Raw genomic sequence first — 14,530 nt, 5'->3', positions numbered from 1 at the left:
CATTGGCAGCCGCTATGGCGCTGAGCGCAACCGCCGCCCAGCCTGACGGCGCGGAGCCGAGCGTCCCTGCTCTGGCAGACGGAGCGCTCCCGGAAGCTCTGCAGCCAGCAGAAGCCGATCCTGCCGCTGCTTCCTCCGAGGAGCAGGCAGCCGAGCCGCTGCTTGCCAAATTGGAGGAGCTGCTGGATCAGCTATACGAAGGCAAGGAAGAGGATGGCTCCATTCCGCTCGAGGATTGGCAGCAAGCGGCCTCCGAGCTGGGAGCGCTGCTTGCGCTGCTCGGCATTCAGCCGCCTCCTGCAGGGAAGCTTGCAGGCGGCGGCCAGCAGGAGCGGGATGAGCCCGCAGCCGCTTCCGCAGCGACAGCTGCCAAAGGGGAAGTAGGAGAGCTGCTGCTGGCGCTGAGGCAGCAATTGCCCGACATTCTCGCCAAGCCATCCGGAAAGGTCGATTCCCAGTCGCTGACCCAGGCGCAGCTGACCAAGCTGCAAAGCCTGCTCGAAGCGCCCCAACCAGCCAAATCCGCTCCAGGCGGAACGATCCCGGCCGGCCGGCCTGAAGGGACTCCTTTGACAGGAATTCCGGCTTCCGGCACAACGCTGCTGGCGAAGCTTGAAGCTTCTTCAGCCCACATCCGAGCGGCGGTAAGCGCCTCTGCCGGAAGCGCTCAGGCGGACGATGCCGTGCAGCCGGCCATGCTCATGGCGGAAAGCAATGAACAGCCGTCGTCAGCCGCTGCGGTCTCAACAGGAAATGTCCAGCCGGGAGCTGCGGTTCCGGACAGTGCGGAAACGGTCGTGAAGGTGCCCGTTCATCGGTTTGCCCAGGAGGTGGCCGGGCTTGTCTTGAAAAAGCTTGATGTCTCGTCTTCATCCGGCATGACCGAAGCAAGACTGACGCTGACTCCGGAAAACTTGGGACAGGTGGACGTCAAGCTCCAAATCCACAATGGCCAATTGACGGCGCTGTTCGCAGCGGATTCGCCGGCGGCGAGGGAAGCGATCGAGAACCAGCTGGGCCAGCTCCGAATGTCCTTGCAGAACCAAGGCTTCCAGGTTGACCGGCTTGATGTATCGGCCTCGAGCCAGCTTCAGACCTCGCTTTCATTCGGCCAGCAGAGCCGGGGCGGAGGCGGGCAGGGCGGCCAGTTTGCGCGAAACGGCTCCGACCGCCTTGAAGATCAGGGCGTGCAGGAGGCTGAAGTCATCCAAACCGCCATTCGTGAGCTTGGATACGGCAGGGCAATTAACGAGACGGCATAAGCCGGCTTCAAGGGGGATCAACGATGGCAGCATCCGTGAACGCCAATTCCATTTATCCGTTCGTGAGCCAAAAGAATTCCAAGGCAGCGTCGACAAGCATGGACAACTCCACGCTCGGCAAGGATGCTTTCCTGCAGCTTCTGGTCGCACAGCTGAAATATCAGGACCCGATGAATCCGTCCGACAACACGACTTACATCGCCCAGCTCGCTCAATTCTCCTCTGTCGAGCAGCTGTCGAACATTTCCGGACAGCTCAACGTCCAGGGACAGAATCTTGGACTTACATCCGATCTCATCGGGAAGCAGGCGGAATGGGACATCTTTGATGCTGCCGGCAAGCTGACGACCGAAAGCGGCCTCGTCGATTCGGTCGTGCTCAAGGACGGCATCCAGTATATCGTCTCCAGCGGCAACTATGTTCCGATCGACGCGCTGAAGTCCATTCGATCCGATGCGGCGGAAGAGACTCCGGAACAGTTGCCGGAAGAGTCTTCCGGAGAACAGCCGGCAGGAGCCTGAACGAGCAGTATCCATCCATTTAGGAGGTTGATAGATTATGTTGAGATCTATGTATTCGGGCGTTTCCGGCATGCGGGGCTTCCAAACCAAGCTTGATGTCATCGGCAACAATATTGCGAACGTGAACACCGTCGGCTTCAAAGCGGGACGGGTCATGTTCCAGGATATTCTGAGCCAGACTGTCGCAGGAGCGACGCAGCCGGAAGACGGAGCGCGAGGCGGCAAAAACGCGCAGCAGATCGGTCTTGGCGTGACGGTGGCATCCATCGACACGGTGCACACGGCGGGCAGCGCCATGACGACCAACGTGCCGACGGATCTGCGCATCGACGGAGACGGATTTTTCGCCGTCCGTCCTGCGGGAATGGAGGACGGCTTCTACCTGACGCGTGCCGGCAATTTCTCGGTCGATGCCGCGGGACAGCTGGTCAACGCTGACGGCGCTCTCGTGCTGAGCTCCGACGGCGAACCGATTTCGCTGGCTGGAGTCAGCGCCTTCACGATCGGCAAAGACGGTTCGGTGACAGGTGTCAATGCAGACGGAACGACAGGAGATGTCATTGCCACCATAGGCGTCGTGAAAGTGACCAATCCGAACGGACTGGAAAAAATCGGCGGCAACCTTTACCGCTCTACGGTGAATTCCAATGCCGAGGAGCTGGCTATCGGAGCTCCCGGAGATCCGGAGACCGGAACAGGGAACATCGTGGCCGGCCAACTGGAGATGTCCAACGTCGACCTTACGAGCGAGTTCACGGAAATGATCGTTGCGCAGCGCGGTTTCCAGGCCAACTCCCGAATCATTACGACATCGGATGAAATTCTTCAAGAGCTCGTCAATCTGAAGAGATAATTGATCTAGCCCTGTAGAGTCTGGATCCGCCGGCCGAGCTCCGCTCGGCCGCATCGGTTCCGCCAACGGGCAGCCGCGGGAGGGTTCACATGATTGAAGTAACAAGGCTCAACGGCAGCAAGCTGATGATCAATGCCCTGCTGATCGAGCTCCTGGAAGAAACGCCGGATACGCTCGTGACGATGACCACCGGCAAAAAAATGGTCGTTGTGGAGTCGGCTGCCGTTCTGGCCGGGCGGATGACCGATTTCTACCGCTCCATCGGCCTCGCGGCTTCATCTCATAAGAGTGGATATACGGAGGAATAGGCGCTATGAAAAAAATGCTTCCCTGGCTGATCACGACGCTGCTGGCCATCTCGCTGATCGCTGTTGTGGCGGTCATCCTGTACAACTCGCTCCTGAAGGAGCCCGCAACGGCTTCGGGAGGGGATGCGGCCAAGACGACGGCGGCAGCCGCCAAGGTCAAGCCGCTTACGGCTGACGAACGGGTCGAGGTCACGTCAGAGCTCAAAGATATCAAGCGCAACCTGAAGGACGGCAACAAATTCCTGCTCGTGAGCTTCGCTTTCCAGCTGGACAAAAAGGCGACGAAGGAAGACTTCGACAAGATCAAGGATATCGTCGTGAAGCCGATCATCAACCGTACGCTTGCAGATACGGAAGCCCAGGCGCTGCAAGGCTCGGCCGGGCAGGATGCGCTCGAGGCCAAGCTGCTGAACCAAATCAATGAAGTTCTTCCCAAAGGCAAGCTGATCAAGGTTTCCATCACGGACTATACGTTGACGGAAATCTAGGACGGCCAAGTGAGATAAGCGAAGGAGGTGAGAGTGATGGTGGATGTGCTTTCCCAGAATGAGATCGACGCCCTGCTTGCCGCCTTGTCGTCAGGAGAGATGGATGCGGAGGAGCTGAAGAAGGAAGAAAGCCAGAAGAAGATCCGCGCGTACGATTTCAAGCGGGCAGTCCGTTTTTCCAAGGACCATATTCGAAGCTTGACCCGGATACATGAAAACTTCGCCCGATACTTGACGACTTATTTCTCGGCGCAGCTGAGAACGTTTGTGCAGATCAGCGTCGTGCAGGTGGAACAGCTGCCGTACGACGAATTCATCCGCTCGATTCCCAAAATGACCATTCTGAACATCTTTGAGGCGGAGCCGCTGGAAGGAAGGATGGTGCTTGAAGTCCATCCCAACGTGGCCTATTCCATGGTCGACAGGCTGCTTGGAGGCACAGGAACCGCTCCCGCCAAGATCGGGGCGCTCACGGAGATTGAAACCATGATCATGGAGAAAATCTTCAGCCGTGCCTTCGAAAGCCTGCAGGAAGCCTGGAAAACGGTGTACGACATTTCGCCGAGGCTGGATTCGCTGGAAACGAACCCGCAGTTCATGCAGATCGTTTCTCCCAACGAAACGATCGCTTTGATTTCATTGAGCACGAAAATCGGGGATACGACCGGCATGATCAACTTGTGCATTCCGCATGTGGTCATCGAGCCGATCATGCCGAGATTGTCCGTGCATCACTGGTTCGTATCCCAGAAGAAGTCGCGTGCCCCTGAAGAAGTGGAGATCCTGGAGCAGCGCGTACATAAAGCGAAGCTGCCGATCATAGCCGAGCTCGGAGAATCCTCCATTACGGTTAGAGAGTTCATGAGCCTTGCCGCAGGAGATGTCATTTCCTTGAAGAAGCCGGTCGGCGAAGGCTTGCATATCAAGGTTGGAGAAAAGCTGAAGTTCATCGGCAGCCCGGGGTCGGTCCGCGACCGCCTTGCCGTCCAGGTGGACGAGATCGTAAGCGAAGGAGCAGACGAAGATTATGACGAGTAAGGATTATTTGTCCCAGGAGGAGATCGATGCCCTGCTCCGGCAGAGCTCGGACGGTTATTCCGCCGCTCCTTCCGATACGGCAGGCGAGGCGCAGATCTCCCAATACCTGAGCTCCATCGAGCAGGATGCTCTGGGCGAGATCGGCAACATCACATTCGGAAGCGCGGCTACCGCGCTGTCCACCCTGCTGGGAAGAAAAGTGGATATCACGACTCCGCAGGTCGCCCTCATCAAGCGGGAAGACCTCGCCGACGAATTCCCCCGGCCTCATGTCGCGGTGTCGGTCAGCTATGTTGAAGGCTTTCAAGGCATCAATTCGCTCGTCATCAGGACAAAGGATGCCGGCGTCATCGCCGATCTGATGCTTGGCGGCGAAGGCGACGTCGGCCAGACGGAGCTCAATGACATCCATATCAGCGCCGTGCAGGAAGCGATGAACCAAATGATGGGTTCATCGGCGACATCGATGTCGACCATCTTCAACCGGATGGTCAACATCTCGCCTCCCGGGATCGATATCCTCGATGTGGAGCAAGGCGGAGGACTCGCCCAGCTGCCGCCGGATGACGTCTTCATCAAAGTCAGCTTCCGGCTGATGATCGGAGACTTGATCGATTCGACGATCATGCAGCTGCTGCCGGTCAACTTCGCCAAGCAGATGGTCGACACGCTGATGGGCGGAAGCGGGGATGAGGCCGCCGCAGCATCTGCCGCTCCATCGATTGAAGCGGCTTCAGCAGCCCCGCATTCGGAACCGCCGGCTCAGCAGCCCGTCCAGCAGCAGCCTGTCCACGAACAGCCCGTTCATCAACAGCCTGTGCAGCAGCAGCCTGTTTACGAACAGCCGGCGTATCAGCAGCCGATGGCCGACATGCACGCCGCGCCTGCTGTCCACAATCAAGGTCCGCAGACTTTCGGCGCTCCGGCAGGCCGCAACGTCAATGTCCAGCCGGTTCAATTTTCCGGTTTCCAGCCGGGATATCCTCAAGGAGACGAGAGCAATCTCGGCCTGCTCCTCGATATCCCGCTGAAAGTAACCGTAGAGCTTGGACGCACGCAAAAACAGATCAAGGATATTCTTGAGCTGTCGCAAGGCTCCATCATCGAGCTCGACAAGCTGGCAGGCGAGCCCGTAGACATTCTGGTGAACAACAAGCTGATTGCAAAAGGCGAAGTTGTCGTCATCGATGAGAATTTCGGGGTCCGGGTCACGGATATCGTGAGCCAGTGGGACCGCATGACCAAAATTCAATAAGTGCATCCAGGGAGGAAATGACAAATGGCAAACCGTATTCTGATCGTTGATGACGCTGCATTCATGCGAATGATGATTCGCGATATTCTGACTAAAAACGGGTACGAGGTCGTGGGCGAGGCTCAGGACGGATCGCAGGCGATTGAAAGATACAAGGAAGTCAAGCCGGATCTGATCACGATGGACATTACGATGCCGGAGATGGACGGCATTGCCGCCTTGAAGGAAATCAGGAAAATCGACCCGAACGTTAAAGTCATCATGTGCTCGGCCATGGGCCAGCAAGCGATGGTCATCGACGCCATTCAGGCCGGCGCGAAGGATTTCATCGTGAAGCCGTTCCAGGCTGACCGGGTCATCGAGGCCATCAAGAAGACGCTTGGGTAACGGAAATGCCATTGTTAGCCGGATTGGCGGCTCAGGCGGCCGCTCCTTCCGCTTCGCCGAAGCCTGATGGAACGATTGATTATGCCCTTCCTTCCGGCGGGAGCGAGGTGCCGCACTTCGCGAGCGGGGGCATGACGGGCAGCGTAGTCTGGGTGCTGGTTTCGCTTGCTCTTGTCATCGGATTGATCACCCTCCTTATTCGCTGGCTGTCCAAGCGAAGCCAGCTGATGGGGGGCGCAAGAGCTCTTGAACAGCTTGGAGGATTGACGCTCGGACCGAACAAGTCGATCCAGGTCATTGAAACAGCCGGCACCATCTATGTTGTCGGCGTCGGCGAGAATGTGACGCTTCTGGACCGGTTCCCGGCAGGGGAAGAAGCGGACAGCCTCCGCAGCCAGCTGCTGGAGAAGCGCAATGCCGCAACCGGCGTTCCGCTGGGGGAGTGGATGCGGAGAATCCAAGGCAAGACAGGAGAAGGGAACCGGTCTGTTCAAGCTTCGGCCGACGGAGACAAGGAAGAGGCCAAGCGGTTCCAGAAGCTGCTGCATCAAAAGCTCGAGCAGCAATCCAGGCAGCAGGAAGAGCTTGAACAGCTGTTCCAGGAATCTAGAGACAGGGATCGGTTGAGGGACGAATGACTAGAAAACGTATGCTTTCGCTGATGACTGTCCTGGCCATGTCGCTCGCCTGGCAGAGCGCCGCTTACGCCGAGCCTCTGCCGGGCATCGATATCAACATTGGCGGGGATAGCGCCGGAGGAACGAGCGCTTTATCCATCGTATTGATGGTGACCGTTCTGACGGTTGCTCCTTCCTTCCTTATTCTTATGACCAGCTTTACCCGGATCGTCATCGTGCTTGGTTTCGTGCGTACTTCGCTCGGAACCCAGCAGATGCCTCCGAATCAGGTTCTGATCGGTCTGGCGTTGTTCCTGACGCTGTTCGTCATGTCTCCAACGCTGTCGCAAGTGAATGATACGGCTCTGCAGCCTTATATGAAGGGCGAGCTGACTCAGACGGAGGCGCTTGAAAAAGCGGCTGTGCCGATGAAGAAGTTCATGTTCCAGCATACGAGGGAAAAGGACCTGCTGCTGTTTCTGAACTACACCAAAGCGGAAAAGCCCAAAACCTATCAGGATATTCCGATTACGGTGCTGGTGCCGGCATACGCGATCAGCGAACTAAAGACAGCGTTCCAGATGGGATTCATGATCTTCATTCCCTTTTTGATTATCGACATGGTTGTTTCCAGTACGCTGATGGCGATGGGGATGATGATGCTGCCGCCGGTCATGATCTCGCTTCCTTTCAAAATTCTGCTGTTTGTCCTCGTAGACGGGTGGTATTTGGTCATCAAGTCGCTGCTGCTCAGCTTTAATCCGTCATGACCGCAGAAGAAGGAGGGGAATGCGATGAGTTCCAATTTCATCATCGGCCTGGCGGGCCAAGCGATGTTCGTCATGCTGAAAGCGAGCGCGCCCATGCTTATTCTCGGGCTTGTCGTCGGCCTGGCCGTCAGCATTTTTCAAGCGACGACCCAGATCCAGGAACAGACGCTGGCGTTCGTCCCCAAGATCGTCGCCGTATTGGCCGCGGTTCTGCTGTTCGGTCCGTGGATATTGAACACGCTGGTGGATTTCACCTACAACCTGCTGAACAACCTGCACAACTATATCGGGTAGGCAGAGGCTGATGGAACAATTTCTTAACGGTTTCCCTATTTTTTTGCTGATTTTTTGTCGAATGACCTCTTTTTTTGTAGTCGCGCCTGTCTTTTCCACTCGAACCGTGCCGGCGAGGCTCAAGATTGGCCTCGGTTTCGCCGTTTCGCTTCTTGTGTACTTCTCGTACGGAATCAAACAGACGGCCGCTGCCGATGCGGGCTTTATCCTGCTCATCATCCAGGAAATCCTGATCGGGCTCCTGCTTGGATTCATCGTCTACCTGTTTTTCACGGTCGTCCAGACGGCCGGCGCGTTCATCGATCTGCAGATGGGTCTCGCCATGTCGAACATCATCGATCCGCTGAGCGGAACCTCGGCGCCGATTACCGGCAATCTCAAGTATATGGTGCTGACGCTGCTGTTTCTGACGATGAACGGCCATCTGTATATGCTGCAGGCGCTGATGAACAGCTACAACTGGATGCCTCTCAAGCTGGGGCTGATGGAGCATGTCTCCAGCGGCTTGATCTCGGACTTTCTCGTCAGGGCGTTCTCCCAGTCTTTCCTGCTCGCCCTGCAGATCGCGGCGCCGATTGTCGTAGCCATGTTCCTGACGGATGTCGGTCTTGGCTTCCTGGCGCGGACGGCGCCTCAATACAACGTATTCGTCATCGGCGCCCCGCTCAAAATCATGCTCGGCATCCTGCTGCTGATGCTGCTGATGCCGTCTCTCGGCGTTCTGTTCGGGCATTTGTTCAGCCTGATGTTCGAGAAGCTCGGCGAGCTGTTCAACGCTGTCGGCAGCAAAGGCGGGACAGGCTCTTGAGGAGGGACACGGCCATGAGGCTCCGGTTCAAAGTCGACCTGCAGCTGTTCAACGGCGAGAAGACCGAAAAAGCGACGCCGAAGAAGCGCAGCGAAGCCCGCGACAAGGGCCAGATCGCCAAAACCCACGAGCTTCCCGGCGCTTTCATCATCCTGTTCGTCATTGGAAGCTTCCTCGTTCTCGGCGGGTATTACAAGGAACGGATCTACCGTATTTTCGGCAGCCTGTTCAACGACTGGCTCACTCTGGATCTGACCTCGGGCAACGTCATGTCGCTGTTCTATCACGTCATGATGGAGCTGCTCATGCTGCTGGCTCCGATTCTGCTGCTCGCTTTCGTGGCGGCTGCGGCATTCAACTACGTGCAGGTAGGCTTTCTGCTTACGGGGACGCCGCTCAAGCCCGACTTCAAGAAACTGAGCCCGATCAGCGGATTCAAGAACATCTTCTCGATGCGGTCGGTCGCGGAATTCTTCAAGAGCATCATCAAGCTGCTCGTAGTCGGAGTGGTCGTGTTCTACACGATCTGGGGAGAATGGGGACGCATTCTCATGCTGGGACATTCTCCCATCGAAGACATCTTCACGTTCACAGCCGGCCTGACCTTGAAGCTCGGTCTCGAATTCGCCTCGCTGATGATCGTCATCGCGGCGGCGGACTATTTCTATCAGAAATACGAGTATGAGAAAAATCTGCGAATGTCCAAGCAGGACATCAAGGATGAATACATCAAGAGCGAGGGCAATCCGCTCATCAAAGGGAAGATCAAGGAGCGGCAGCGGAAGATGGCGCTTCAGCGCATGATGCAGGAAGTGCCCAAGGCCGATGTCGTCATTACGAACCCGACCCACTTCGCCATCGCCATCCGTTACGACGGCACGCGCATGCAGGCTCCCGTCATTTTGGCGAAGGGAATGGATTACGTCGCCTTGAGGATCAAGGAAGTCGCGAAGGAGAACGGAGTCGTCACGATGGAGAACCGTCCGCTGGCGAGAGCCTTGTACGACAGGACGGAAATCGGGGACAGCATACCGCCGGATCTGTTCCAAGCGGTCGCGGAAGTGCTGGCCTATGTATACAAGCTGAAAGGCCGCAGCAAATCATCTTAATTCAGTAAGCGGAGGCATTCGTCATGAAACCGAGGGACCTGGCAATCTTGGTAGGGATTATCGGCATTGTCCTAATGATGGTCATCCCCATCCCTACTTTTCTGATGGACTTCCTGCTCGTAATCAACATATCGGTCGCTCTTATCATTCTCTTAATAGCGATGAATACAAAAGAAGCGCTGGATTTCTCCATCTTCCCGGCGCTCCTGTTGATTACGACCTTGTTCAGGCTCGCCCTCAACGTATCGACAACCCGCAACATCCTTGTCCATGCCCACGCGGGCGAGGTGGTCCAGACATTCGGAAACTGGGTTGCCGGAGGCCAGGTCGCCATCGGCTTTGTCGTGTTCCTGATCTTGGTTGTCGTGCAGTTCATCGTCATCACCAAAGGCTCCGAGAGGGTCGCGGAGGTTGCGGCAAGGTTCACGCTCGATGCCATGCCGGGCAAGCAGATGAGCATCGATGCGGATCTCAACGCAGGCATGATCAACGAGCAGCAGGCTCGGGCCCGCCGCTCCAAGATCGAGCGGGAAGCCGACTTCTACGGGTCGATGGACGGCGCGAGCAAATTCGTCAAGGGAGATGCGATCGCATCGATCATCATCCTCATCATCAACCTTCTCGGCGGCTTCATCATCGGGATGGCGGTGCATGGGATGGGCTTCACCGAAGCTCTCAACACGTATTCCATCCTGACGATCGGCGACGGTCTCGTCAGTCAGGTTCCGGCGCTGCTCATCTCTACCGCTGCCGGCCTGATTGTGACGAGAGCGGCTTCGGAAGGCAATCTGGCCCATGACCTGACCAGCCAGATTCTGCGGTATCCGCAGCTGCTGTTCGTCGTGGCCGGCACCATCGCCCTGCTGGGTCTGTTCACCCCTATCGGAATCATCCGCACGTTCCCGATCGCGGGACTGCTTGTCTACTTGGGGTGGAAGATGCAAGGCGAGCAAAGCCGAGCGATCGCAGAGCAGGAGCAGATGGTGGAGGAGAAGGAGATCGAGGAAGTGCGGAGTCCGGAAAGCGTCGTGAACCTGCTGCATGTGGATCCGATCGAATTCGAATTCGGCTACGGCCTCATCCCGCTCGCGGATACGCAGCAGGGCGGCGATCTTCTGGACCGGATCATCATGATCCGCCGCCAGTGCGCGCTCGAGCTCGGGCTTGTCGTTCCCGTGATTCGCATCCGAGACAACATCCAGCTTCGGCCGAACGAATACATCATCAAGATCAAAGGCAATACGGTCGCTCGCGGCGACCTGCTCCTGAATCATTATCTGGCGATGAGCCCGGGCTTCGAGGACGAATCCATCATCGGCATCGAGACGATGGAGCCGGCCTTCGGACTGCCGGCGTTATGGATCGACGAGGCGACCAAGGAAAGGGCCGAGATGTCGGGCTACACCGTCGTCGATCCGCCATCGGTCGTCGCCACCCATCTGACCGAGATCATCAAGCGCCATGCGCATGAGCTGCTCGGCAGGCAGGAGACCAAGGCGCTTATCGACAACATGCGGGAAGCCTACCCGGCGCTCGTGGAGGAACTCATTCCTTCCGTCATGACGATCGGGGATGTGCAGAAGGTGCTTGCCAAGCTGCTCAAAGAGAAAATCTCGATCCGGGACCTTGTCAGCATCTTCGAGACTTTGGCCGACCACGGGCTGTACTCGAAGGATACCGACATATTGACGGAGTACGCCCGCCAGGCGCTCTCCCGCCAGATTACGCAGCAGTACAGCGCAGGCGGCAACTCGATGCGGGTCATTACGGTCAGCCCGGCGCTGGAGAAGAAAATCGCCGAAGCCGTCCAGCAGTCCGAGCATGGCAGCTATCTGGCCATGGATCCGATCGCCACCCAGCAGATCTGCAATAAGGTGAGCGAGCAAGTCAATCGGCAGATCCAGTCCGGGCACCAGCCGGTCGTGCTTGCTTCGCCGACGATCCGCATGTATTTGCGGCAGATGATCGAACGGGTGATGGGTGACATTCCGGTGCTGTCCTACAGCGAGCTGGAGCCTTCCATTGAAGTTCAGAGCATAGGGACGGTGAGCTTGTGAGAGTGAAGCGCTACGTCGTGTCGTCCATGCCGGAGGCTATGGCGCTTATCCGAGGAGATTTGGGCAAGGATGCCGTCATCTTGAGCACGAAGGAAATCAAGACCGGAGGGTTCCTCGGCATGTTCGGCAAAAAAGGCATCGAGGTCGTTGCGGCGGCGGAAACCGTCAGCCCGCCGGCGCCATCCCCTGCATTTGCCGACACCCTCCAATCGTTGGCAGCAGCGGCCTCGAGGCAGTCGGCTTCGCCGGAGCCAGAGGCAGCGCCCAGGCAGCCGGCTGCGCTGTCTTCTACGGCAGCCCCGTCTGCTCCGGCTTCGCTTGCGGCGGCCAAGTACAAGTCGGTCGCTAAGCCTGCTGCCAGCCCGCCTGCATTTGCAGGCGAAGCTGCACCTGAGCCTGCTGTATCCGCCGGGAAGGCGGCCGCTTCCAACGGCTCCGCTGCCGCCGCCCCGGCAAGCGGCTTCCGCGAGCCTGCCTCTCAAGGAATGGAGCCGGATCTGCTCCGGGAAGTTCGCGACCTCAAAACCTGGATCCGCCAGCTGTCCGGCGCCCAGGCCGCCGAAACGGCGCCGGTCCATGTGTCCAGCCTGATGGAAAGGCTGGAAGCGCAGGAGGTCAAGGCCGCTTGGCGGGAAAGGCTTCTGGCCGACTTGCAGGCCAAGCCGGATTACAGTCTTCTAAGCGAAGATCCTCAAGCTCTTTGGGCGGCAGCCGCAGAGCATTTGCAAATGTGGCTGGAGCCATATATGGGAGAGAAACCGGCTGAGCATAGCCGGGTGCTGCATTTCGTCGGACCGACAGGCGTCGGCAAGACGACGACCATCGCGAAGCTGGCGGCGGATCTTACTTTGCGCCATCGCAAAGCTGTCGGCCTGATCACCGCGGATACGTACCGCATCGCCGCTGTCGACCAGCTTCGGACCTATGCGGATATATTGGGAATTCCGCTGGAAGTCGTCTTCTCCCCCGCGGAGGCGGCAAGGGCATTCCAGCAGCTGGAGCAGAAGGATGCCGTGCTCATGGATACGGCCGGCAGGAATTACCGCAGCGAGCTGCAGATCCACGAGGTCAACAGCCTGCTGAGAAGCAGCGAGGATGCGGATACGCTGCTGGTGCTCAGCCTGACCGCCCGCACGCCGGATATGGAAGCGGTAGCGCAGCCTTTCATCCGGCACGGGGTGGACAAGGTCATTTTCACCAAGCTGGATGAAACGACGGTGTACGGCGCGGCCTTCAATCTGATCATGGACCACGGGCTGAAGCCGGCTTATCTGGCCTTCGGCCAGACGGTTCCGGACGATCTCGAGCCGTTCCGGTCAGACCGTTATGTGAAGCTGCTTCTGGGGAACCAGCCGAATGAGTGACCAGGCCCAGGCGCTTCGCAACCTGATCAAGGAGCGGACGGGCGGGCAGATGGAAAAGAACGCGCGGCTGCTGACGGTGACGAGCGGGAAGGGCGGAGTCGGCAAGTCCAACTTCAGTCTGAATTTCGGACTCGCGCTGCAGTCTCTGGGCCGAAAAGTGCTCGTCATCGACGCGGATATCGGCATGGCCAATCTGGACGTGCTGATGGGCATTCCGGCGCCATACTCTCTCTATCATCTGTTCACCGGCGCCAAAAGCATCCGCGACATCATCCAGCTGGGACCGTCCGGGCTGCATTTCGTAGCCGGCGGGTCCGGATTCCGGGAGCTGCTTCATCTTACGGATCGGCAGCTTCAGGAAGCGGACGAGCAGCTCGGCATGCTCCAGGGAGAATATGACTTCATCCTGTTCGATACCGGAGCGGGATTGACACGGGAGTCGGAACGTTTCATCCAGGCGGCCCACGAAACCTTCGTCGTGACGACTCCCGAGCCGACATCCATCACGGATGCTTACGCGCTCGTCAAGATGGTTTCGGGAAGCATGCCGGATACGCGGTTCCGGGTAGTCGTCAATCGTGCCTTCGATGAGCAGGAAGGGCGCCATACGGCGGCCAAGATGGACATGGCGGCAGACCGCTTTCTCGGCATCCGCCTTCCTTACGGCGGCTACGTCGCGGACGACGGCAAGGTGGGCAAAGCGGTCCGTACGCAGAAGCCGTTTCTCATTGCTTATCCGGATTCGGACGCGGCAAGAAGCATCATGCAGATCGCCAGGCAATACCTCGATTTGCCGGCAGACAGTCTTCCTCATCGCAGCGTCAAAGGTATTCTACAGCAGTGGTTCAGTCGGAAACGTTAACCTTTGGCTTAGATGGGAGAGATGAGGAGATGGAGAAGTTCCGTATTTTGATCGTGGACGATTCCGCCTTCATGCGCGCCATAATTCGGGATTTGATCCTGAAGGACCCGGCTTTTGAGGTGGCCGGGACGGCGGCGACAGGCAAGGAAGCGCTGGAGGCCGCAAGGCTTCTCGCGCCCGATGCCATGACAATGGATCTGGAGATGCCCGAGATGAACGGACTCGAAGCTCTCGTGGCGGTCATGGAGAGCCGTCCGCTTCCGGTGATCATGTTCTCCGGCATCAGCGAGGAGCATACTTCGCTCACGATCGCCGCGCTGCAGCAGGGAGCATTCGATTTCATCCGCAAGCCTTCTCCGGCTTCGCCGCCAGGGGAGATTGAGACGATCGGACGCCTGCTGAGGGAGAAGCTGCATACCGCCCTTCAATTCCGAGGCCGGCTCATCCATCCTCGCCTTCCGGCGCGGGAGGCGGCAGGGAAGAAGGAGCTGCCTGCACGCAAGCAGGCAGGCGAAGCCGCCGGCCAGGCGAAGCCKG

General features: G+C 58.1%; 17 protein-coding genes. All 17 read left to right on the top strand.

The annotated features are described in order from the left end of the window. Nucleotides 1-1,262: flagellar hook-length control protein FliK (locus BN871_RS07715; RefSeq protein ID WP_157060239.1), on the top strand; the 1,262-nt coding region annotated here is incomplete at its 5' end. A 23-nt stretch (nucleotides 1,263-1,285) separates the two neighbouring features. Beyond that, the gene (locus BN871_RS07710) at nucleotides 1,286-1,783 is read left to right on the top strand and encodes a flagellar hook capping FlgD N-terminal domain-containing protein (RefSeq protein ID WP_048745250.1); all 498 of its coding nucleotides are present in this window, start codon (nucleotides 1,286-1,288) and stop codon (nucleotides 1,781-1,783) included. Between the two features lie 37 nt (nucleotides 1,784-1,820). After that, nucleotides 1,821-2,636 (top strand): flagellar basal body rod protein FlgG, encoded by an 816-nt coding sequence (flgG, locus tag BN871_RS07705; protein ID WP_048745249.1) that lies wholly within the window; start codon nucleotides 1,821-1,823, stop codon nucleotides 2,634-2,636. Between the two features lie 89 nt (nucleotides 2,637-2,725). Then, on the top strand, nucleotides 2,726-2,944 hold the full coding sequence (locus BN871_RS07700) for a flagellar FlbD family protein (RefSeq protein ID WP_021879168.1): 219 nt from the start codon (nucleotides 2,726-2,728) through the stop codon (nucleotides 2,942-2,944). Between the two features lie 5 nt (nucleotides 2,945-2,949). Beyond that, nucleotides 2,950-3,432 carry a flagellar basal body-associated FliL family protein gene (locus BN871_RS07695; RefSeq protein WP_021879167.1) on the top strand — a complete coding sequence of 161 codons (483 nt, stop codon included), beginning with the start codon at nucleotides 2,950-2,952 and terminating at the stop codon, nucleotides 3,430-3,432. A gap of 36 nt (nucleotides 3,433-3,468) precedes the next feature. Next, entirely contained in the window at nucleotides 3,469-4,470 is a 1,002-nt protein-coding gene (fliM, locus tag BN871_RS07690; RefSeq protein ID WP_048745248.1) for a flagellar motor switch protein FliM, read from the top strand. Next, a complete protein-coding gene (gene fliY, locus BN871_RS07685; RefSeq protein WP_048745247.1) occupies nucleotides 4,460-5,725 on the top strand; it encodes a flagellar motor switch phosphatase FliY in 1,266 nt (421 codons plus the stop codon). Before fliM ends, fliY begins: the two co-directional genes overlap by 11 nt. A gap of 24 nt (nucleotides 5,726-5,749) precedes the next feature. Then, complete coding sequence (locus BN871_RS07680) at nucleotides 5,750-6,112, top strand: response regulator (RefSeq protein ID WP_021879164.1); 363 nt, start codon at nucleotides 5,750-5,752, stop codon at nucleotides 6,110-6,112. A gap of 5 nt (nucleotides 6,113-6,117) precedes the next feature. Then, nucleotides 6,118-6,750: a flagellar biosynthetic protein FliO gene (locus tag BN871_RS07675; RefSeq protein WP_083436309.1), complete on the top strand. Its 633-nt coding sequence runs from the start codon at nucleotides 6,118-6,120 to the stop codon at nucleotides 6,748-6,750. A 23-nt stretch (nucleotides 6,751-6,773) separates the two neighbouring features. Then, nucleotides 6,774-7,499: a flagellar type III secretion system pore protein FliP gene (gene fliP, locus BN871_RS07670; protein WP_373864538.1), complete on the top strand. Its 726-nt coding sequence runs from the start codon at nucleotides 6,774-6,776 to the stop codon at nucleotides 7,497-7,499. A gap of 24 nt (nucleotides 7,500-7,523) precedes the next feature. Further along, a complete protein-coding gene (gene fliQ / locus BN871_RS07665; protein WP_021879160.1) occupies nucleotides 7,524-7,793 on the top strand; it encodes a flagellar biosynthesis protein FliQ in 270 nt (89 codons plus the stop codon). Between the two features lie 10 nt (nucleotides 7,794-7,803). Further along, on the top strand, nucleotides 7,804-8,601 hold the full coding sequence (fliR, locus tag BN871_RS07660; RefSeq protein WP_048745245.1) for a flagellar biosynthetic protein FliR: 798 nt from the start codon (nucleotides 7,804-7,806) through the stop codon (nucleotides 8,599-8,601). 14 nt (nucleotides 8,602-8,615) lie between these two features. After that, the gene (flhB, locus tag BN871_RS07655; RefSeq protein ID WP_048745244.1) at nucleotides 8,616-9,710 is read left to right on the top strand and encodes a flagellar biosynthesis protein FlhB; all 1,095 of its coding nucleotides are present in this window, start codon (nucleotides 8,616-8,618) and stop codon (nucleotides 9,708-9,710) included. Nucleotides 9,711-9,733: 23 nt separating this feature from the next. Next, the gene (flhA, locus tag BN871_RS07650) at nucleotides 9,734-11,767 is read left to right on the top strand and encodes a flagellar biosynthesis protein FlhA (RefSeq protein WP_021879157.1); all 2,034 of its coding nucleotides are present in this window, start codon (nucleotides 9,734-9,736) and stop codon (nucleotides 11,765-11,767) included. After that, nucleotides 11,764-13,131, top strand: a complete 1,368-nt coding sequence (gene flhF / locus BN871_RS07645) for a flagellar biosynthesis protein FlhF (protein ID WP_069202431.1) — start codon at nucleotides 11,764-11,766, stop codon at nucleotides 13,129-13,131. The genes flhA and flhF overlap by 4 nt, the downstream gene beginning before the upstream one ends. After that, nucleotides 13,124-13,993 (top strand): MinD/ParA family protein, encoded by an 870-nt coding sequence (locus BN871_RS07640; protein WP_021879155.1) that lies wholly within the window; start codon nucleotides 13,124-13,126, stop codon nucleotides 13,991-13,993. Before flhF ends, BN871_RS07640 begins: the two co-directional genes overlap by 8 nt. A 29-nt stretch (nucleotides 13,994-14,022) precedes the next feature. Next, a partial coding sequence (locus BN871_RS27545; protein WP_157060238.1) for a response regulator occupies nucleotides 14,023-14,530 on the top strand: 508 nt, incomplete at its 3' end.

The sequence above is a fragment of the Paenibacillus sp. P22 genome (genome assembly GCF_000469945.2).
Lineage (GTDB): Bacteria > Bacillota > Bacilli > Paenibacillales > Paenibacillaceae > Paenibacillus_O > Paenibacillus_O humicus.
The sequence above is the reverse complement of the archived record's forward strand: the minus strand, read 5'-3'. Positions and strand labels throughout refer to the sequence as shown.